Consider the following 19,131-nt stretch of genomic DNA (forward strand, 5'->3'; position numbering starts at 1 on the left):
TCAATCCTTGCGGCTGCGCCGGCCCAGGAGGAAACCGGCGGCCGCCCCAAGCACCGCCGTGCCGACGAGCACCCAGATGAGGGCCACGTTGATGTCGAACACCAGGAAGTCGATGTTGACCTCGTCGCGGTTGGACAGCACGAAGGCGAGGAGCAGCACGACGATGGCGATCGTGCCGATGAGCTGGCCATTGACCCTCGATCGCCCGGCGGGGCGAGGCTCGCTCATGGCCTAGGCCTGGTGGGCGATCTTGCGCAGGCCGAAGGCGGTGATCAGCTCACCGATGCCGGCGATCAGGGCACCGATCCCGAGGAGCAGGCCCACGAGCGCGACGCCCGCCTCGGGCCAGACCATCAGGGCGATGCCGAAGCCGATCCCGATGACCCCCACCACGAGGAGCGGGACGGTGTAGTCGTCACGTTCGGTGAAGGCCGCCACCGCCCGGAAGATCCCCCGCAGCAGGTAGCCGATACCGGCGATGACCGCGACCACCTGCACGGTGACGTCGGGCCAGAACAGCAGCACGAGGCCGGCGATGACCGAGACCAGCGCCCAACCGATGCCCACCTCCCGACGGCGGGAGCCGAAGAACCCGCTGATCCCGCCGATGAGCAGGAAGAGGCCGGCGAGCCAGGCCAGGGCGGCGATGCTCTTGAACGGCCGGGTGATCATGAGTAGGCCGATGGTGATCGAGAACAGCCCGATGACCAGCATCACCCACCAGTATTTGGCGCCGGCCCGGAGCTCGTCGTTCGTGGGTTCCATCTCGTCCCCCTCCGTGATCACCCTGATCACCCGGTGAGGGTCACGCTACTCCCCGTCGGGGTGGGGCTCGGCGCCTTCAGGAGCGGTCGAGGAGCGCCTGCACCGCCAGGCGGGTGTGCTCGGCGAGCTCGGCGACGGCCAGCGGGCCGGGGTGCACGGCGGCCTCGATGGGCTCGCCGAGGGTGACCCGCCAGTAGCGGCCGAGCTCACGACCGTCGACCGCGACGGGGAGCACCGGGACGCCCGCGGCCACGACCGGGGCCAGCACCTCGGGGTGGAGGGCGCCGGCGTGGTGACGGCGGATGGGTTCCCGGCCGAGGGTGAGGCCGACGACCTCGCCGGCGCGCAGCAGGCCGGCGATCTCGTCGGGCCGGTCGACCACGGCGCCGAGGCGGCGCAACGCCGGACCGACGGGGGCCACGTCGGGCACTCCCACGAAACGCACGAGCCGGTCGGCCACCCGGCGGACGGCTTCGGCCGCGACCCAGGGCTCTGACAGGCCGAGGCGCCGGCTGATGACGAGCACGAAGGGACCGGACGGCAGGTCGAGGGCCCCCTGCACGTCGATGTCCCACCGCAGGCGGGCGGCGGGGGCGAGCAGCTCGACGAGCTCGGCGTCGAGGCCCCACGGGTCGACCGGGAAGGTGCCGTCGACGCGCCGGCGAAGGAGGTCGGTGGTGCCGGCCATCAGGCGACCTCGGCCTTGGCGTCGCCGAAGGTGACGTAGGTGACACCGGCCCACTGGAACAGGTCCTTGACCACGTCGACGGTGTCCCAACGCGGATGCACGCCCAAGACCTCCACGCACTGGGCGCCATCGGCGGTGCGGCCCCGGATGAGCAGCTCCCGGAGGTGCTCGGGCAGGGGCGAGCCCGCGACCTCCGCAGCCAACCGGGCGAGGCTCCACGTCGGGCCGACGATGGGCAACGGCAGGCGGCCGCCGAAGCGGGCGGCCTGGCTGGCGGTGATGGCGCCGTCGCCCACCACGTTGAGGGGTCCGTCGTGGTCGGAGGCGACGGCGGCGACGATGGCGGCCGCGGCGTCCTCCTGGTGGAGCAACGAGAAGGGCAGGTCGGACGTGGCGCTCACGGGGACGACCGGGAGGCGCAGGTAGCGCCCGAGCGGGCTCGGGAAGTGCGGCCCCATGACCGGGGCGAGGCGGAGCGTGGTGACGGGCACCCCGGCAACGTCGCCGGCCATCCCCGCCACCCGCTCGGCGTGCAGCAGCGAGGTGCCGAAGGGCGAGGTGGGCTCGGGGGGCACCGACTCGTCGGGGCGGGTGGCCGCGCCCCGGCCCCGGCCGTAGACCTCGATGCCCGAGCGCAACACGATGCGCTCGAGGCTGGGGCACTCGGCGGCGGCGCCCAGGATGCCGATGGTGCCGGCCTCGGTGCGCTCGAGCGCCGCCTTCGGCGAGCAGCGGGCGTTGGGCTCGTAGGTGCCGACGTGGACCACGACGGTCGGCTCGAGCTCGCGCACCAGGGCCACGTTGCGGGCCCGGTCGCGCGGGTCGATGCGGTGGAAGTCGGTGCGGGTGAGGTAGCGGCGGGGCGGCTCGATGTCGATGCCCACGACGGCCTCGACGTCGGCCCGGGCCTCGAGCAGCAGCGCCACCCGGGTGCCCAGCTCGCCGCCGAGCCCCGTCACCAGCACCCTCATGGGTGCCCGTCCGTCGATCGGAGAACGATCACTCGCACTGCGCTCATTCGAGGACCTCGGGCCGCAGGGTCGGGAACGCCACCACGTCGCGGATGGTGGCGATGTCGCCCAACAGCATGACCAACCGGTCCATCCCGATGCCAAGACCCCCCGTCGGGGGCAGGCCGTACTCCAGGGCCCGGACGTAGTCCTCGTCGATGACCGCGGCGGCTTCCTCGTCGCCGGCCGCGGCCTTCGCGGCCTGGTCCTCGAACCGGGCCCGCTGCTCGACGGGGTCGACCAGCTCGCTGAACGCGTTGCACAGCTCGCGCCCCGCGACGATGGCCTCGAAGCGCTCGACCATGTCGGGCAGCTCGCGGTGGTCCCGTGAGAGCGGCGAGACCTCGAGGGGATAGTCCGTGACGAACACCGGGCCCCACAGCTGGTGCTCGGTGGTCTTCTCGTAGATCTCGAGGACGAGCTTGCCCGGGCCCCAGTCGTCCTCGACGGGCACACCGTGCTCGTGGGCGATGCGGCGGAGGTCCTCGAGGGGCATGCGCACGTCGATGCGCACCCCGGCGATCTCCTCGACGAGGTCGCACATCGACGCCCGCCGCCACGGCACGGACAGGTCCAGGTCGCGACCGCCGTAGCTGAGCTGGGTGGTGCCGCAGATCTCGGTGGCCAGGTGCGCGACGAGCTCCTCGGTCAGGGCCATCATGTCGCCGTAGTCGGCGTAGGCCTGGTAGAGCTCGAGCATCGTGAACTCGGGCTGGTGGCGCGGCGACAGGCCCTCGTTGCGGAACACCCGGGCGATCTCGAAGACCCGCTCGAAACCGCCCACCACGAGGCGCTTCAGATAGAGCTCGGGCGCGATGCGCAGGAAGAGGTCGACGTCGAGGGCGTTGTGGTGGGTGACGAAGGGCTTGGCCGTGGCGCCGCCGGCGATGGGGTGGAACACCGGGGTCTCGACCTCGATGAAGCCCCGGTCCTCCAGCCAGCGACGGGTGAGGGACATGATGCGGCTGCGGTTGGCGATGGCCTCGCGTGCCTCGTCGGTGACCCAGAAGTCGACGTAGCGCTGGCGGTAGCGGGTGTCGGGGTCGGTGAGGCCGTGCCACTTGTCGGGGAACGGCCGGATGGCCTCGGCCAGGACGTCCCAACCGTCGACCCGCACCGACAGCTCGCCGCGGCGGGTGGTCATCACCTCACCGGTGACCCCGATCCAGTCGCCGAGGGAGAGGTCACCGAAGGCCTCGAACTCGGGCGTGGTGGCCGAGGGGGCGAAGAGCTGGATCCGCCCGCTGCCGTCCTGGAGGGTTCCGAAGGCCAGCTTGCCCTGGACGCGGCGCAGCATGAGCCGGCCCGCGACGGTGACGACGCGACCCGTCTCGGTGCCGGGCTCGAGGTCGGGGTAGGCCTCGTGCAGCTCGGCCGCGGTCGCGTCTGGCTCGTAGCGGTAGGGGATCTCGGAGCTGGGCACCCTCAGCTCGCATTCTTCTCGTGGATGAGACGCAGGCCGTGCAAGGTGAGCCAGGGCTCGGTGTGCTCGATGCGCTCGGAGATGGGCGAGATGAGGTGGGCGAGGCCGCCGGTGGCCACCACGGTGCACTCCCCCAGCTCGCGCTCGATGCGGTCGCACAGCCCGTCGACCATGGCGGCGTAGCCGAAGCCGGTGCCCGACTGGATCGACTCCATGGTCGACTTGCCGAGGACGTGGACGGGACGGTCCAGCGCGACCTGGCGCACGGCGGCAGCGCGGCCGAACAACGCGTCGAGGCTGATCTCGATGCCGGGCGCGATGGCGCCGCCGAGGTACTCGCCCGAGGCCGACACGACGTCGCAGGTGGTGGCGGTGCCGAAGTCCACCATGATCGTCGGGCCGCCGAAGAGGTCATAGGCCGCCACGGCGTTGGCGATGCGGTCGGGCCCCACCTCCTTCGGGTCGTTGTAGAGGATGGAGATGCCGGTCTTCACGCCGGGCTCGAGCACGACCGGCTCGCCGTCGAGGTAGCGGTCGCACATGTTGCGGAGGTTCGCCGTGACCCGAGGCACGCCCGAGCAGATGGCCACCCCGTCCACGTCGTGGTTCCAGGAGTAGCCGGCCAGGCCGAGGAAGCCCTCGAGCATGACCGCCTGCTCGTCGGCCGTGCGCTCGGCGTGGGTGGAGATCCGCCAGTGGCCGGTCAGCCCGTCTCCGGCCGTCGCCACGGTGGCGACCTCCGGGTCGTAGAGGCCGAACACGGTGTCGGTGTTGCCGACATCGATGACCAACAGCATCAGGGCGCTCCTGCGTCGTCGTCGGAAGGGGAGGCGGCGGGGTCGGCGGCGGGCGGGGGCGTGGAAGGGGAAGGGCCCTCAGGTGCCGGCGAGGGGGTCTGGTCGACGGCGATGTCGAGGCCGATGTCGAGCACCGGCGCCGAGTTGGTGATGGCCCCCACGGAGATGAGGTCGACCCCGGTGACCGCGTAGGCGGCGATGGTGTCGAGGTTGATGCCCCCGGAGGCCTCGACGAGGCAGGGTGCGCCGCCCCCGGCCCGGTGCTCGCCGACCGCGGCCATGGCCGCCCGGACCTCGTCGGGGGACATGTTGTCGAGCAGGAGTGCGTCGGCGCCGGCGCCGAGCGCCTCGATCACCTCTTCGAGCGACGCGCACTCGACGTGGATGGTGCGGGCCGGCCACCGGTCCTTCGCCGTGGCCACGGCATCGGTGATGCCGAGCACCGTGAGGTGGTTGTCCTTCAGCATCACCCAGTCGGACAGGTTGCCCCGGTGGTTGCGCCCCCCGCCTGCTCGGACCGCGGCCTTCTCGAGCGAGCGCAGGCCCGGCGTCGTCTTGCGGGTGTCCCACACCTGGGCGCCGCCGCCGGCCGCCGCCACCGCATCGACGTAGCGACGGGTGAGGGTGGCCACCCCGGAGAGGTGGCTGAGGAAGTTGAGTGCGGTGCGCTCGCCCGTGAGGACCGAGGCCAACGGCCCGTCCACCCGGCCCAGCACCTGGCCGGCGTGGACCGCGTCGCCGTCGTCGGCCGCCCACGTCGCCGTGACCCAGGGGTCGATCTGGCGGAAGGCCTCGTCCGCGCACAGCCGTCCGGCCAGCACGCCGTCGGTGCGGGCCACGAACTCGGCCGTGGCGCGGGCGGTGGCCGGCAGCAGGCCGGAGGTGAGGTCGCCGAGCGGCGTCAGGTCCTCGGCGATGGCGCGGCCGACGGCCTCGCGCACGGCGCCGATCGGCGGGTGCAGGTCGGTCCGGCTCACGCCCACCACCCTGCCCGCCCGCACGCCCCCGACACCAACACGTTCCCCCACTCGAACCGTTCTGCCAGCACGAGCCTGTTCTGCAGAACAGGCTCGTGCTGGCAGAACGAGCGCCCGGAGGGGGCAGGCCCGAGCGACACGGTCATGTGGGGTGGCGCTGGACGAGGCGGCAGTGGAAGGCGCCCTCAGGGTCGGGGTACTCGAGGCGGGTGTGGGCGCCGCGGCTCTCGTGACGGGCCGTGGCGGCGGCGAGCACGGCCTCGGCCACCGACGCCAGGTTGCGCAGCTCCCAATCGGTCGGGTCGCCCAGTGCAGGGATCGAGGCCGCGACGGCCCCGACCACCTCACCCGTGGTGGCCAACGACGCGTCGTCCCGCAGCACGCCGGCGCCACGGGTCATGGCCCGCTGGAGCAGGTCGCGCCGCTCGGCGACGGTGCCGGCGGCGGGGCCGGGCTCGGGAGCGGGCGCGGGCGCGGGCAGTGCCCGCCCACCGATGTCGTCGGGACCGTCGGCGCCGCCGAGCACGGCCCGCATGGCGCCGGTCGCCTCGGGCCCGTCCGCCCCCTTGGCCATGGCCTCGACCGCGCGGGGGGCGAAGACGAGGCCCTCGAGCAGCGAGTTGGAGGCGAGGCGGTTGGCCCCGTGGACGCCGGTGCACGTGGTCTCGCCCGCGGCCCAGAGGCCGGGCAGGCTGGTGGCGCCGTCGAGGTCCGTGACGAGGCCGCCGCAGAGGTAGTGGGCGGCCGGGGCCACGGGCAGCCAGTCCGTGGCGGGGTCGAGGTGGGCCGCCACGAGGGAGCGCGCCATCGTCGGGAAGCGATGCTCGAAGTCCTCGAGGCCGGTGGCGTCGAGCCACAGGTGGTCGACGCCCTGCTCGATCATCCTGGCCGTGATGGCCCGCGACACCACGTCGCGGGGCTGGAGCTCGTCGACGAAGCGCTCGCCCTCGGTGTCACGCAGGAGGGCGCCGTGGCCCCGCAGCGCTTCGGAGAGCAGCGGGCGGGGCATGCGCGGGTCGTGCAGCGCCGTGGGATGGAACTGGACGAACTCGATGTCGGCCACGGCCACGCCGGCGCGCAGGCCCATGGCCACGCCGTCGCCGGTGGACTCGACCGGGTTGGTGGTCACGGCGTAGAGCTGGCCGGCGCCCCCGGTGGCCATGAGGACATGGCGGGCACGCACCTCGACGGGCTCGCCCGCGGGGTCGAGGGCCCGCACCCCGACGCAGCGACCGTCTTCCACGATCAGGTCGGTGGCGAAGTGCCGCTCCAGCACACGGGCGGCCGTGCGGAGGGTCGCGGCCACGAGGGCCCGCTCGATCTCGTAGCCGGTGGCGTCGCCGCCGGCATGGACGATCCGGGGCAGCGTGTGGCCGCCTTCGCGGGCCAGCTCGAGCGTGCCCGCGGCGTCGCGGTCGAACGCGGCCCCGATGGCCATGAGGTCCTCGACCCGGTGGGGGCCGTCCTCGACGAGCACCCGGACCGCCTCGCGGTCACAGAGGTCGGCGCCGGCCGCCAGCGTGTCCGAGAAGTGCAGGTCGGTGGAGTCGGTTCCTTCGGCCAGCACCGCGGCCACCCCGCCCTGGGCCCACTGGGTGGTCGCCGTGGACAGCACGCCCTTGGTCAGCACGCCCACGCTCCACCCGTGGTGGTCGCTGGCCCGCACGGCAGCGGACAGCCCGGCCACCCCCGATCCGAGGACCAGCAGGTCCAACGCCTGCCCCTCGGGCGCGCGGGGGCTCATGCCGGGTGAGATCGCTCCGCGCGCGTCGCGGTCACCGACGTCCGGAGTCCGCTGCCTTTGCTCCTGCGTCGTCGCACGTGGCTCTCCTCGTGGCTTGACGCCGGTGCCCCGGTCGCCCTGCGCTCACCCCGTCGGGGTCGTGGCGCCAACATTATCCAGGAGGCGCGCGCGACCGAACTTCGCCGCCGCGAGCAGTCGCACCTCGCCGGCCAGGGGGTCGACCACCTCGAGCGTCGTCGGGTCGACCACGGCGGCGTAGTCCAGCTCGGCGAGCGGTTCGGCCTCGACCATCCGGGCGACGAGGTCGCGCACGACGGCGGGGTCCCGCTCGCCGCCGCGGACGGCCTCGGCCCCGGCCTGGAGGGCACGGTGCAGCACCGGTGCCGCGGCCCGCTCCTCGGGGGTGAGGTAGGCGTTGCGACTCGACATGGCGAGGCCGTCCGGCTCACGCACGGTCGGGCACCCCACCACCTCGACGGGAAAGGAGAGGTCCCGCGCCATCGTGCGCACGACCGCCAGCTGTTGGAAGTCCTTCTCGCCGAAGTACGCCCGACACGGCCCCGCCAGCGCGAACAGCTTCGCCACCACCGTTGCCACGCCGGCGAAGTGCGTCGGCCGGGAGGCTCCCTCCATCGTCGAGGTGATGCCCGACACCGAGACCGTGGTCTGGATGGGGACCGGGTACATCGCCTCCACCGAAGGGGTGAAGAGGACGCCGACGCCCGCCGCCTCGCAGCGTGCGGTGTCGCCGGCGAGGTCCCGGGGGTAGGCGGCGAGGTCCTCGGTGGGCGCGAACTGGAGGGGGTTCACGAAGATCGTCGTGGCCGTCAGGTCGTTGTCGGCGACCGCGGCGTCCATCAGCGAGACGTGGCCGTCGTGGAGGTAGCCCATCGTCGGCACCAGTCCGACGGTCCCCCCGTCGCGCCGCGCGGCATCCAACTCGGCCCGCAGCTCGGCGACGGTCGAGACCACCTTCACCTCGCCATTGTCGCCCGGTTTGCCCAGCTCAGGGCAAGGTCGGGTCGCGGGCCCACCGACATCGGGCACAGGTGTCCACCCTGCGCTGCGGAGCGGTGCAGCCCCGCCGGTGAACCGGGTGGCGAAGCCGCTGCGACGAAGGAGCAGCCAGTGTCAGGGTTCGTCGGGGGCGACCAAGCGGCGGGCGGCGTGCATGAGCGCCTCGTACGCGGCGCGCTCGGACGGGTCGAGGGCCTCGAGGTGGCGCTCGATGGTGGCCCAGTCACCCCGCGCCGCCGGCCCCGTGAGGGCGGCCGCAGGGCCGAGAGCGGCCACGTTGTCCACCGTGCCCCGCACCAGGGAGAGATAGGCCTCGAGGGGCACCCCGGCGGTGGCGGCCACCCGCTCGACCTGGCCGAGCAGCGCGACGAGGTGGTTCGAGGCGATGCAGGCAGCGGCGTGGTAGGCGGCGCGGTCGTCATCGGCCACCTCGAAGGCGTGCCCGGCCAGGTCGGCCACCACCTCGGCCGCGAGCGGGTCGCCGGCGATGGCGAACCAGGCGCCGTCGCGGAGGCGCTCCGCCCCCACCTCGGCGTTCGGGAGCGAGACGAGGGGGTGGACGGCTGCCACCCGCGCATGAGGCGCCAGCGCGCCGAGCCCCAACGAGCCCGCGAGGTGGGCCACCACGGCGTCGGCGGGCTCGACCGAGGCGGCCACGTCGGCGATGGCCGCGTCCGGCGTGGCGATGATCAACAGGTCGACGCCGGCGGCGGCCGGCGTCACGTCATCACCGCGACGTACCGGGCGCTCGACCCGCCACCCTGCGGCCCCCAGGGCACCCGAGAGCGAGCCGCCCGCGCGCCCCGGTCCGATGACCCGGACCGAGCGCCGGCTCATCGGAGGGGGCCGACCACCGCCACCGAACCCATCGAGTCGGCCAACGCCTCCTCGGGGACGAGCTCGGGGGCCAGCTCGGCCAGCGGGGCCAGCACGAACCGGCGCTCGAACATTCGGGGATGCGGCACCTGGAGGTCGGGCTCGTCCACGGTGACGCCGTCCATCCAGAGCACGTCGACGTCGAGGGTACGAGGGCCCCAGCGCACGGTCTGCACCCGCTCGGCCGCGGCCTGGAGCCGCTGGCCGACGCTCATCAGCTGCCGGGCGGTGAGCTCGGTGTCGAGCTCGACGACGAGGTTCAGATAGGCGTCCTGGTCGGCTGGGCCTCCCACCGGATCGGTCTCGTAGACCGACGACACGGCGACGACGTCGCTCAGCGAGTCGACCGCGTCGCGCAGGTGGGTCCAGCGGTCACCGAGGTTGGACCCCATGCCGAGGAAGGCCCGCACGCGATGACCCTCAGGCCCCGGTCGCGCCGGCCGCACCCGCCGACCCGGAAGGGCGGGCGAACCCCGTGGTGCCTCCCGGCGCCGCAGCGCGCACCCGGGTGATGCGGACCCCGGAGGTGGCCAGCTGGTGGGGCACCGGGGGGCGCAGCTTGCGCAGTGCCACCGTGACCGCCTCGATGCGCTCGTCCTCGAGGACCCGCTCCGCGATCACCGCGGCGAGGTGCTCGAGCAGGGCCACGTGGCGACTGGCGATGGTGCCCTCGACGAGCGCGCAGAGCGCTCCGTAGTCGACGGTGTCGTCGAGGTCGTCGCTGGCGCCCGCGGCAGACAGGTCGAGCTCGACGTCGAGGTCCACCTGCAAGGGCTGGGCGCGCACCTCCTCCTCGGGCAGGACCCCGCAGCGACCCATGACGCGCAGGTCGCGCAGCTCGATGCGATCAGCGGCCATGCCCGGACCGTCAGCTCGCGTCGCGCAGCTTCGCGGCCAGCGAGACCAGCTCGCGACCGAACGGGCCCATCTGGCGGTCGACGATGCGCTCCACCACCGAGATCGTCTGGGGACCGGTCTCGAGGAGGCCCGCCCAGAGCAGGTACCCGCCCATGAGCCCGGAGATGCGGTCCCCGAGCTCCTCCTGGTGCACGAGCACCTTGCCGTCCCCGGCCAGGAGGCCCCGCAGCTCGGGGAAGAAGGCCCGCTCGTACTCGAGCGAGTCGTCCACCGCGGTGAAGGGCCGATGGATCCACTGCACGCCCAGCTCGTCGTAGTTGTGCAGGTTGGCCGGCGACGAGACGAGCGAGATCACCTTGGTGAACCCCTGCTCGCGGATCCAGATGATCTCCTCCTGGCGCCGCACCCGGCGGTGGTTCTGGCCGTACCCGCCCGGCCGCTCGCACACCGCCAACTTGTCCTTGATCACCCAGGCGAAATTGCGGGGGGTGATCCCCCGCGCCCACTTGCTCTTCACCGCCATGGCGGGACTCCCGTCGTCTCGTGGTTCATGCCGCCGTCTCGATCTGGCCCGCGACCACGGCGGCAGCGTGCACCGTGGCCCGGACGTCGTGGGCCCGCACCATCCGCACGCCCTGTGCCATCGCCCACGTGGCCGTGGCCAGCGAGCCCTCGAGGCGATCGTCGGCGGGCACCTCGTCGACGCCGTCGGAGGCCGCGAGGAGGGTGCCGAGGCTGGACTTCCGGCTCGTGCCGACGGCCACGGGGAACCCCGTGGCCACGAGTGCGTCGAGGTGGGCGAGCAGGGCGAGGTTGTGGTCGAGGGTCTTGCCGAACCCGATGCCCGGGTCGATCCACACCTCGGGGACGCCGAGCGCACGGGCCTCCTCGGCCCAGGCCACCAGCTGGTCCCGCACCTCCGCCACCACGTCGTCGTAGCGGGGGTCGACCTGCATGGTCCGGGGATCGCCCTTTCGGTGCATGGCCAGCCAGCCCACCCCGAGGTCCGCGGCCACGGGGGCGAGCGACGCCGAGACGTCGTTGACCAGGCTGGCGCCGGCGGCGACGGCGGCCTCGGCCACCGCGGCCTTGGTGGTGTCGATCGAGACCCGGACCTGGCCGGCGAGGGCCTCGATCACGGGCACGACGCGCCGGCACTCCTCGGCGGCGTCGACCGCCGCGGCGCCAGGTCTTGTGGACTCGCCCCCCACGTCGATCACGTGCGCGCCGTCGGCGAGCAACTGCAGGCCGTGGGCCACGGCGCGGTCGACGTCCAGGTACCGACCACCGTCCGAGAACGAGTCGGGCGTCACGTTGAGCACGCCCATCACCAGTGGGTCCACGGCCGCCGATGGTACCGGTCGTCGTCAAATCGACCCGGGGCCGGCGGCCGATCCCACCCCCGCTGGGTCCTTGGCCCTGACCCGGCACGCCGATAGGGTCCGGCGAAGCCAACGATCTGGGACGGATGTGGACAGCCACGAACTGGCGGGCGGCGCCGTCGGCACCACCGGGGCCGACGCCGTCGCGGACGGCGCCACCGCAGCGGGCACCGAGCGCGCCGACGACGTCCCGGACGACGACATCGTCATCCGCCTGGTCGACGTCACGAAGGTGTTCCCCGGCTCCGACACGCCGGCGGTCGGAGGCCTGTCGTTGGAGATGGCCCGCGGCGAGCTGACGGCGCTGGTGGGCCCTTCGGGCTGCGGCAAGAGCACGACCCTCAAGATGATCAACCGGCTCCTCGAGCCGACGAGCGGTGAGCTCTACGTGCAGGGCGTGGAGGTCCGCCAGCAGCCGAAGCACGAGCTGCGCCGCCAGATCGGCTACGTGATCCAGCAGATCGGCCTCTTCCCCCACCGCACCGTCGCCCACAACATCGGCACCGTCCCCCGCCTCCTCGGGTGGTCGAGGGCCGACATCCGGGCCCGCACCGAGGAGCTCGCCGAGCAGGTCGGCCTCGCGCCCGAGATGCTCGGCCGCTACCCCGGGGCGCTCTCGGGCGGGCAGCAGCAGCGGGTGGGAGTGGCCCGCGCCCTCGCCGCCGATCCGCCGGTCCTGCTGATGGACGAGCCGTACAGCGCCGTGGACCCCATCGTGCGCAAGCAGCTCCAGGACGACCTCCTGGCCCTCCAGCACGACCTGCACAAGACCATCGTCCTCGTCACCCACGACATCGACGAGGCCATCAAGGTCGGCGACCGCATCGTGTTGTTGAACGTCGGCGGCGTCCTCGAGCAGGTGGGGACGCCGGCCGAGGTGCTCCGGTCGCCGGCGAACGAGTTCGTCGAGACCTTCCTGGGCCGCGAGCGCGGCCTCAAGCGCATGGCCCTCATCACCGTCGCCGAGGTCCCCCTCGCCCGCGGCCCGGTCCTGGGGGCGGACGCCGACGCGGCCGACGCCGCGGCCGTCATGGCCGACGCCGGCACGGAGTGGATCGGGGTCCTCGACGGCGACCAGGTGCTCGGCTGGGCCTGGGGGCGCGATCTGGCGGGCTGCACCCTCGTGGGTGACGCGCCCCGCCAGCCGTTCCGGGCGTACGTGCACCCGGGCACGTCCATCCGGGAGGCGCTGGACAACATCGTCAACACCCGCACCCGGGTCGCGCTGGTGCTCGCCGAGGACGACGGCCGCTACCTCGGCATGCTCACCGTCGACGAACTGGCCGAGGCCCTGGAATGAGCCCCCTGCTCGGCGCGAACGGGCCCGACTCGTTCATCTGGTGGGCGTGGGTGGGCGACCACCTCGACGAGATCTGGGAGCGCACCGTGCAGCACGTGCAGCTCACCGCCATCGCCCTGGTCGTCGGCTTCGCCATCTCGGTGGTCCTCGCGCTCGTGGCCCTCCGCTTCCGGAGGACCTACGCCCCCATCACCGCCGCCGCCGGCGTGATGTACGCCATCCCGAGCCTGGCCCTGTTCGCCTTCCTCGTCCCCATCACCGGCCTGACCCTCCTCACCGCGGAGATCGGCCTCGTCAGCTACACGCTGCTGATCCTTATACGGAACATCGTGGCGGGCATCGATGGAGTCCCCACCGCGGTGCGCGAGGCCGCCGACGGCATGGGCTACACGTCGTGGCGGCGGTTCGTGGCGGTCGACCTCCGCCTGGCCACGCCGACGATCGTCGCCGGACTGCGCATCGCCGCGGTCACCACCATCGGGCTCGTCACCGTCACCGCGCTGATCGGCCAGGGCGGCTACGGCGCCCTCATCAACGACGGGCTCTCGCGCAGCTTCAACACCCCCATCGTCGTCGGCGCCACCCTGTCCATCGCCATGGCCATCACCGTCGACCTGCTGCTCGTCGGCTTCGAGCGCCTGGTGACGCCGTGGACGAGGGCCGAGCGGTGACCGGCCCCTACCAGCTCCTGGCCGCCGCCGAGCCCGATCCCAGCCTCTGGTCGGAGTTCACCACCTACATCACCACCGCCGAGAACTGGACGGGAGACCGCGGCATCTGGGCGGACCTCGTCGCCCACGTGGAGATCTCGGTCACCGCGGTGGCCATCGCCGCCGCCATCGCGATCGTGCCCGCCGTGCTCCTCGGGCACGCGAAGAAGGGCGGGCTGTTCGCGGTCTCGGTGGTCAACATCGGCCGCGCCCTCCCGTCGTTCGCGATCATCGCCCTGGTGCTCCCGTTCTCGCTCGAGTGGGGGTTCGGGCTCGGGTTCTGGCCGACCTGCGTCGCGCTCGTCCTCCTGGCCATCCCGCCCATGTTCACCAACACCTACACCGGGGTGCGCGACGTGGACGCGGGGACCGTCGAGGCCGCCGCGGGGATGGGCATGACGCCCCGGCGGGTCATCTGGGCGGTCGAGGTGCCGAGCGCCGCGCCGCTGATCATCACCGGCGCCCGCGTGGCCGCGGTCCAGGTCGTCGCCACCGCCACCCTCGGAGCGCTCGTGGGGTTCACCGGGCTCGGGTCGCTCATCGTCGAGGGCTTCGCCCAGCAGAACGACGGCAAGCTCCTCACCGGCGCCTTCCTGGTCGCCGTCCTCTCACTGCTCACCGAAGCGCTCTTCTACGGGGTCCAGCGCCTCGCCACCCCCTGGGCCCGGGTCGCCGAGCCGCGGCGGGCGCGGCGACGGCGGTCCCCCCGCATCGAACCGGTCGCCCTCGACGTCTGAGGGCCCGGACCACCATCCACCACACCCATCCCCACACCCCAAGGAGACAGGCAATGAAGACGTACCTACGGGGGCTCCTGGCCCTCCTGGCGGCGCTGGCGCTGCTCACCGCGGCATGCGGCAGCGACGACGACGGCGGGTCGAGCAGCGACACCACCGGCGGCGGCGCCGAGACCCAGGACCTCACCCTGGGCGGCCCGGCCGACTGCGAGACCAACCCGTTCTGCATCCCCGGCCTGCAGCGGGTCTACGACATCGACCTGTCCGACGGGTTCATCCCCCTCGAGGCGGGCGTCGTGGCCGACGCCCTCGACAGCGGTGACATCGACATCGCCCTGCTGTTCTCGACCAGCGGCGTGATCGCCGACAAGGGCTGGGTCGTGCTCGAGGACGACCAGAACATGCTGGCCGCGGACAACGTGATCCCCGTCCTCACCACCGAGCTCAACGACGCCTACCCCGACCTCGCCGGCGTGGCCGACGACGTCAGCGCCGGGCTCACGACCGAGAACCTGACCGAGATGAACAAGCGCTTCGACGTCGACGCCGAGGACGCCGACGCGATCGCCACCTCGTTCCTCGAGGACAACGACCTGCTCCCCGAGGAGGGCGACGTCCCCGACGGCCCCACCATCACCATCGGGGCCCAGGACTTCGGTGAGAGCGCCATCCTCGCCGAGATCTACGGCCAGGCCTTCGAGGCGGCGGGCTACCCCGTCGAGTTCCAGGAGCTGGGCGGCTTCCGCGACATCGAGATCCCCGCGTTCGAGAGCGGTGAGATCAACTTCGCGCCGGAGTACGCCGCGTCGCTGCTGGAGTTCCTGAACGAGGGTGCCGGGGAGGCCACCGGCGACATCGACGAGACCGTCGGCCTGCTCGAGCCCTACCTCGCCGACATCGGCCTGGTGGCGCTGGCGCCCACCGACGCCGTCGACACCAACACCTTCGTGGTCACCCAGGAGACCGCCGACGAGCTCGGCATCACCACCATCAGCGACCTGAAGGACGTGGTCGGCTGATCACCTCCCGCCGGTGACGGCCCGGCCCGGGGTGGCGCGCACCACCCCGGGCCGGCGCCGCCACCAGCACCCCTGGCGGACCGACCGGGCGCTGTCACCGGGCGGCGACGCCACCCGCCCCCGCCCCTAGGCTGCCGCCATGGCCGACCCCGTGCCGCCGCCCGTGATCGTCACCGAGCCGCCGGCGCCCGCCGTCGTGCGCTCACCGACCGACGTGTTGCGGGCCGTGACCGCCAGCGCGGTCCTGGTCGCCCTGGTGACGCTGGGGCTCCTCTTCGGCGACAGCATCCAGAGCTTCCTCGCCGAGCTCCTGCGGGGTGTCGACGCCGTGGGCATCGACGTGCTCACCGCGGTCGTGGTGGCCACGCGCCTGTTCGTGGTGGTCGTCGCCCTCGCCGGGGTGGGCGCCGCGCTGGTCACCCGCAGCTGGCGCCTGCTCGCCACCGTGGTCGGGGCCGGCGTGGTCGGCGGCGCGGTCGCCGCGGTCGCCACCAACGTGATCGACACCACCCAGCCGCCGCTGGTCGACCCCTCGCTCGAGATCGGCCTCATCAGCCACGAGCAGTTCCCCACCCTCGTCGGCGTCGGCGCTGCGGCCGCCATGCTCACCGCGGCGGCGCCCTGGCTGCCCCGCCGTTGGCGGCGCGTGGGTTGGGTGCTGGTGTTCGCCCTCTCCCTGTCGCGCTTCCTCACCTCGCCGGTCTCGTTCGACGTCGCCATCGCCCTCGCGGCCGGGTGGCTGGCCGGCGCCGTCGTCCTGGTGGCGGCGGGCGGCCCCAACCGGCGCCCCAACGGCCAGGCCGTGGCCGACGCGCTCGTCGCCGCGGGTGTGCCCCTGGCCGAGCTCGCGCCGGCCTCGGTCGATGCACGCGGGTCCACCCCCTACTTCGGCCGCGCCGCCGACGGGCGGCGGGTGTTCGCCAAGGCCCTCGCCCAGGACGAGCGCAGCGCCGACCTCCTGTTCCGCCTGTACCGCAGCATCGTGCCCCGCGACCTCGGCGACGAGCGTCCGTTCTCCTCCCTGCGGCGCATGGTCGAGCACGAGGCCCTCGTCTCGCTCATGGCCCACAGCCACGGCATCACCACCCCGAAGGTGCTGGCCTTCGCGGCGGCGCCACCGGGCGGGTACGTGCTGTCGTACGAGGGCATCGAGGGGTCATCGCTCGACGGGGTCGAGGCCGAGGAGCTCACCGACGAGGTGCTCGACCAGATCTGGGGCGAGATCGAGACCCTCCGCTACCACCGCATCGCCCACCGGGACCTGCGCCTGGCCAATGTCTTCCTGGGAGCCGACGGGCGCATCGCCCTCATCGACTTCGGCTTCAGCGAGCTCGCCGCCTCGGACCTGCTGCTGCGCACGGACATCGCCGAGCTGCTCGCGTCGCTCAGCCTGTCGGTCGGGGCCGATCGGGCCCTGGCCGCTGCGGTGCGGGCGCTCGGGCCCGGGTCCGTGTCCGATGCGGCCGACCGCCTCGTCCCGGGCAGCCTCAGCGGCGCCACCCGCACGGCCTACAAGGAGCGCCCCGGCGAGCTCGCCGCCCTCCAGGCCGCCTGCCTCGCCCTCTCAGGCCCCTAGGAAGCGCATGGCCTCGGCGCGGGTCGCGACGTTGTCGCGGAACAGGCCCCGCACCGCCGAGGTGACGGTGCTGGCCCCCGGCTTGCGCACGCCCCGCATGGACATGCACAGGTGCTCGGCCTCGATGACCACCAGCACGCCCTTGGGCTCGAGGGTCCGCTCGATCTCGTCGGCGATCTGGCTGGTGAGGCGCTCCTGGACCTGCGGGCGCTTGGCGTAGGCGTCCACCAGGCGGGCGAGCTTGGACAGGCCCGTGATGCGGCCGTCGTTGCCCGGGATGTACGCCACGTGGGCCTTGCCCAGGAAGGGCACGAGGTGGTGCTCGCAGCACGAGTACATGGGGATGTCGCGCACCATCACCATCTCGTCGTGGTCGGCCTCGAAGGTGACCTGGAGGTGGTGGTCGGCCGACTCGCGCAGGCCGGAGAAGATCTCGCGGTACATCTTGGCCACCCGGGCCGGCGTCTCCTGGAGGCCGTCGCGGTCGGGGTCCTCGCCGATGGCCAGCAGGATCTCACGCACCGCCGCGGCGATGCGGTCCACGTCCACCGGAGGCAGGCCGTTGCCCTCCACCGCGCCGCCCGACCCGCCCGTGCCGCCCTCGTCGCTCACGGCCGCCACCACCGGCGGGACTTGGCGTCGCCGTGGTCGAGGTTGGTGGCCCGGACCCGCTCGGGGCCCTCGGCCGCCGTGGGTGACGCGACTGCGGTCCCGCCTTCGCTGCCGTCCCAGGTGTCCAGGTCGGCGAAGAGCTCGTTCAACATGTCCTCGTCCAGGGTCTCGTGCTCCATGAGCGACTCGGCCATGCGGTCGAGGGTCGCCCGGTGCAGGGTCAGGATCTCGGCAGCCTCGTCGTGGGCCTCGTCGATGAGGCGCCGCACCTCTTCGTCGATGTCGCTGGCCACCTGGTCGGAGTAGTTGGGCTCGTGGCCCATCTCCTTGCCGAGGAACACCTCGCCCGACTTGTGACCGAGTCGTCGGGGGCCGAGGGTCTCGCTCATGCCGTACTCGGTGACCATCGCCATCGCGATCTGGGTGGCCCGGTCGATGTCGTCGGACGCGCCGGTGGTGGGGTCACCGAAGATCAGCTCCTCGGCGGTGCGTCCCCCGAGCAGCATGGCCAGCTGGTCCCGGAGCTCGGAGCGGGTGTTGAGGTACTTGTCCTCGGTGGGGAGGGCCAGCGTCCAGCCCAGGGCCCGACCGCGGGCGATGATCGACACCTTGTGGATGGGATCGGTGTTGGGGAGCAGGTGGCCGACCAGCGCGTGACCGCTCTCGTGGTAGGCGATGACCTGCTTCTCCTTGTCGGACATCACCCGGTGCTTGCGCTCGGCGCCGGCGATGACCCGGTCCATGGCGTCGCTGAGGACCCGCATGTCGATGTGCTGCCCACCACGACGGGCCGAGAGGAGCGCGGCCTCGTTCATGAGGTTGGCGAGGTCCGCCCCGGTGAAGCCCGGGGTGCGGCGGGCCACCACGTCGAGGTCGACGTCGTGGTCGAGCGGCTTGCCCTTGGCGTGGACGTTGAGGATGGCGCGGCGGCCCTGGAGGTCGGGCCGGTCGACCACGATCTGGCGGTCGAAGCGGCCCGGGCGCAGCAGGGCGGGATCGAGGATGTCCGGGCGGTTGGTCGCCGCGATCAGGATCACGCCGCCGGACACGTCGAAGCCGTCCATCTCGACCAGGAGCTGGTTGAGGGTCTGCTCGCGCTCGTCGTGCCCGCCACCCAGGCCGGCGCCGCGGTGGCGGCCGACGGCGTCGATCTCGTCCACGAAGATGATGGCGGGGGCGGACGCCTTGGCCTGCTCGAAGAGGTCTCGCACGCGGCTGGCGCCCACGCCCACGAACATCTCCACGAAGTCCGACCCGGAGATCGAGAAGAACGGGGCGTCGGCCTCACCCGCGACGGCACGGGCCAGGAGGGTCTTGCCGGTGCCCGGCGGCCCGAAGAGCAGCACGCCCTTGGGGATCTTGGCGCCGAGGGCCTGGAACTTGGCCGGCGACTTGAGGAAGTCCTTGATCTCCTGGAGCTCCTCGACGGCCTCGTCGGCACCGGCCACGTCGGCGAAGGTGACACTGGGCTGGTCGCTGTCGACCTTCTTGGTCTTGGCCTTCCCGAACTTCATGACCCGCCCGCCGCCACCCTGCATCTGCGACATGACGAACACGAACACACCGACGAGCAAGAGGATGGGGAGCAGGCTGGCGGCCAGCGAGATCCAGAACGACTCCTGCTGCTGGTCGACCGACAG

Annotated in this window: 21 protein-coding genes; 5 read left to right on the forward strand and 16 right to left on the reverse strand. The window is 72.8% G+C overall.

From position 1 onward, the window contains the following. The 14 genes from JNK12_15100 to folP form a co-directional block, all read right to left on the reverse strand. On the reverse strand, positions 1-228 hold the full coding sequence (locus JNK12_15100) for a LapA family protein (protein MBL8777268.1): 228 nt from the start codon (positions 226-228) through the stop codon (positions 1-3). A 3-nt stretch (positions 229-231) separates the two neighbouring features. Further along, on the reverse strand, positions 232-765 hold the full coding sequence (locus JNK12_15105; GenBank protein MBL8777269.1) for a DUF308 domain-containing protein: 534 nt from the start codon (positions 763-765) through the stop codon (positions 232-234). 76 nt (positions 766-841) lie between these two features. Then, positions 842-1,453, reverse strand: coding sequence for a hypothetical protein (locus JNK12_15110; protein MBL8777270.1), 612 nt, complete (start codon positions 1,451-1,453; stop codon positions 842-844). Next, positions 1,453-2,424: an NAD-dependent epimerase/dehydratase family protein gene (locus JNK12_15115; GenBank protein ID MBL8777271.1), complete on the reverse strand. Its 972-nt coding sequence runs from the start codon at positions 2,422-2,424 to the stop codon at positions 1,453-1,455. Before JNK12_15115 ends, JNK12_15110 begins: the two co-directional genes overlap by 1 nt. A 43-nt stretch (positions 2,425-2,467) precedes the next feature. Beyond that, positions 2,468-3,940, reverse strand: a complete 1,473-nt coding sequence (gene lysS, locus JNK12_15120) for a lysine--tRNA ligase (protein MBL8777272.1) — start codon at positions 3,938-3,940, stop codon at positions 2,468-2,470. Beyond that, positions 3,889-4,683, reverse strand: coding sequence for a type III pantothenate kinase (locus tag JNK12_15125; GenBank protein ID MBL8777273.1), 795 nt, complete (start codon positions 4,681-4,683; stop codon positions 3,889-3,891). Before JNK12_15125 ends, lysS begins: the two co-directional genes overlap by 52 nt. After that, positions 4,683-5,660 (reverse strand): carboxylating nicotinate-nucleotide diphosphorylase, encoded by a 978-nt coding sequence (gene nadC / locus JNK12_15130; GenBank protein ID MBL8777274.1) that lies wholly within the window; start codon positions 5,658-5,660, stop codon positions 4,683-4,685. Before nadC ends, JNK12_15125 begins: the two co-directional genes overlap by 1 nt. A 142-nt stretch (positions 5,661-5,802) precedes the next feature. Beyond that, positions 5,803-7,404, reverse strand: coding sequence for an L-aspartate oxidase (gene nadB, locus JNK12_15135; GenBank protein MBL8777275.1), 1,602 nt, complete (start codon positions 7,402-7,404; stop codon positions 5,803-5,805). A gap of 123 nt (positions 7,405-7,527) precedes the next feature. After that, entirely contained in the window at positions 7,528-8,382 is an 855-nt protein-coding gene (locus tag JNK12_15140) for a pantoate--beta-alanine ligase (protein MBL8777276.1), read from the reverse strand. A gap of 153 nt (positions 8,383-8,535) precedes the next feature. Then, complete coding sequence (locus JNK12_15145) at positions 8,536-9,144, reverse strand: DUF2520 domain-containing protein (GenBank protein MBL8777277.1); 609 nt, start codon at positions 9,142-9,144, stop codon at positions 8,536-8,538. 110 nt (positions 9,145-9,254) lie between these two features. Continuing rightward, positions 9,255-9,707 carry a 2-amino-4-hydroxy-6-hydroxymethyldihydropteridine diphosphokinase gene (folK, locus tag JNK12_15150; GenBank protein MBL8777278.1) on the reverse strand — a complete coding sequence of 151 codons (453 nt, stop codon included), beginning with the start codon at positions 9,705-9,707 and terminating at the stop codon, positions 9,255-9,257. A 10-nt stretch (positions 9,708-9,717) separates the two neighbouring features. Next, positions 9,718-10,155 carry a dihydroneopterin aldolase gene (gene folB / locus JNK12_15155; protein MBL8777279.1) on the reverse strand — a complete coding sequence of 146 codons (438 nt, stop codon included), beginning with the start codon at positions 10,153-10,155 and terminating at the stop codon, positions 9,718-9,720. A 10-nt stretch (positions 10,156-10,165) separates the two neighbouring features. Then, on the reverse strand, positions 10,166-10,678 hold the full coding sequence (locus JNK12_15160) for a hypothetical protein (GenBank protein ID MBL8777280.1): 513 nt from the start codon (positions 10,676-10,678) through the stop codon (positions 10,166-10,168). Positions 10,679-10,703: 25 nt separating this feature from the next. After that, positions 10,704-11,483, reverse strand: coding sequence for a dihydropteroate synthase (folP, locus tag JNK12_15165; GenBank protein ID MBL8777281.1), 780 nt, complete (start codon positions 11,481-11,483; stop codon positions 10,704-10,706). Positions 11,484-11,625: 142 nt separating this feature from the next. On the opposite strand from folP, the gene JNK12_15170 reads away from it, so the two are divergent. From JNK12_15170 to JNK12_15190, 5 genes are all read left to right on the forward strand, one after another. Then, entirely contained in the window at positions 11,626-12,837 is a 1,212-nt protein-coding gene (locus JNK12_15170; GenBank protein ID MBL8777282.1) for an ATP-binding cassette domain-containing protein, read from the forward strand. Continuing rightward, on the forward strand, positions 12,834-13,508 hold the full coding sequence (locus tag JNK12_15175) for an ABC transporter permease (protein ID MBL8777283.1): 675 nt from the start codon (positions 12,834-12,836) through the stop codon (positions 13,506-13,508). The genes JNK12_15170 and JNK12_15175 overlap by 4 nt, the downstream gene beginning before the upstream one ends. Continuing rightward, positions 13,505-14,284, forward strand: a complete 780-nt coding sequence (locus tag JNK12_15180; GenBank protein ID MBL8777284.1) for an ABC transporter permease — start codon at positions 13,505-13,507, stop codon at positions 14,282-14,284. Before JNK12_15175 ends, JNK12_15180 begins: the two co-directional genes overlap by 4 nt. A 53-nt stretch (positions 14,285-14,337) precedes the next feature. Then, the gene (locus tag JNK12_15185) at positions 14,338-15,303 is read left to right on the forward strand and encodes a hypothetical protein (GenBank protein ID MBL8777285.1); all 966 of its coding nucleotides are present in this window, start codon (positions 14,338-14,340) and stop codon (positions 15,301-15,303) included. A gap of 139 nt (positions 15,304-15,442) precedes the next feature. Then, the gene (locus tag JNK12_15190) at positions 15,443-16,879 is read left to right on the forward strand and encodes a phosphotransferase (protein ID MBL8777286.1); all 1,437 of its coding nucleotides are present in this window, start codon (positions 15,443-15,445) and stop codon (positions 16,877-16,879) included. On the opposite strand, the gene folE is transcribed toward JNK12_15190, so the two are convergent. Both folE and ftsH read right to left on the reverse strand, forming a co-directional pair. Further along, entirely contained in the window at positions 16,868-17,428 is a 561-nt protein-coding gene (folE, locus tag JNK12_15195) for a GTP cyclohydrolase I FolE (protein ID MBL8777287.1), read from the reverse strand. The genes JNK12_15190 and folE overlap by 12 nt on opposite strands. A gap of 59 nt (positions 17,429-17,487) precedes the next feature. Continuing rightward, on the reverse strand, positions 17,488-19,131 hold a 1,644-nt coding region (gene ftsH, locus JNK12_15200; GenBank protein ID MBL8777288.1), incomplete at its 5' end, for an ATP-dependent zinc metalloprotease FtsH.

The organism is Acidimicrobiales bacterium, assembly GCA_016794585.1.
Lineage (GTDB): Bacteria > Actinomycetota > Acidimicrobiia > Acidimicrobiales > DATDAH01 > JAEUJM01.

Excerpts from the sequence above, each read along its gene's own strand:
- JNK12_15100 (MBL8777268.1), bottom strand. The coding sequence starts at position 228 with ATGAGCGAGCCTCGCCCCGCCGGGCGATCGAGGGTCAATGGCCAGCTC.
- JNK12_15105 (MBL8777269.1), bottom strand. The coding sequence starts at position 765 with ATGGAACCCACGAACGACGAGCTCCGGGCCGGCGCCAAATACTGGTGG.
- JNK12_15110 (MBL8777270.1), bottom strand. The coding sequence starts at position 1,453 with ATGGCCGGCACCACCGACCTCCTTCGCCGGCGCGTCGACGGCACCTTC.
- JNK12_15115 (MBL8777271.1), bottom strand. The coding sequence starts at position 2,424 with ATGAGGGTGCTGGTGACGGGGCTCGGCGGCGAGCTGGGCACCCGGGTG.
- JNK12_15125 (MBL8777273.1), bottom strand. The coding sequence starts at position 4,683 with ATGCTGTTGGTCATCGATGTCGGCAACACCGACACCGTGTTCGGCCTC.
- nadB (MBL8777275.1), bottom strand. The coding sequence starts at position 7,404 with ATGAGCCCCCGCGCGCCCGAGGGGCAGGCGTTGGACCTGCTGGTCCTC.
- folB (MBL8777279.1), bottom strand. The coding sequence starts at position 10,155 with ATGGCCGCTGATCGCATCGAGCTGCGCGACCTGCGCGTCATGGGTCGC.
- JNK12_15160 (MBL8777280.1), bottom strand. The coding sequence starts at position 10,678 with ATGGCGGTGAAGAGCAAGTGGGCGCGGGGGATCACCCCCCGCAATTTC.
- folP (MBL8777281.1), bottom strand. The coding sequence starts at position 11,483 with ATGGGCGTGCTCAACGTGACGCCCGACTCGTTCTCGGACGGTGGTCGG.
- JNK12_15175 (MBL8777283.1), top strand. The coding sequence starts at position 12,834 with ATGAGCCCCCTGCTCGGCGCGAACGGGCCCGACTCGTTCATCTGGTGG.
- JNK12_15185 (MBL8777285.1), top strand. The coding sequence starts at position 14,338 with ATGAAGACGTACCTACGGGGGCTCCTGGCCCTCCTGGCGGCGCTGGCG.
- JNK12_15190 (MBL8777286.1), top strand. The coding sequence starts at position 15,443 with ATGGCCGACCCCGTGCCGCCGCCCGTGATCGTCACCGAGCCGCCGGCG.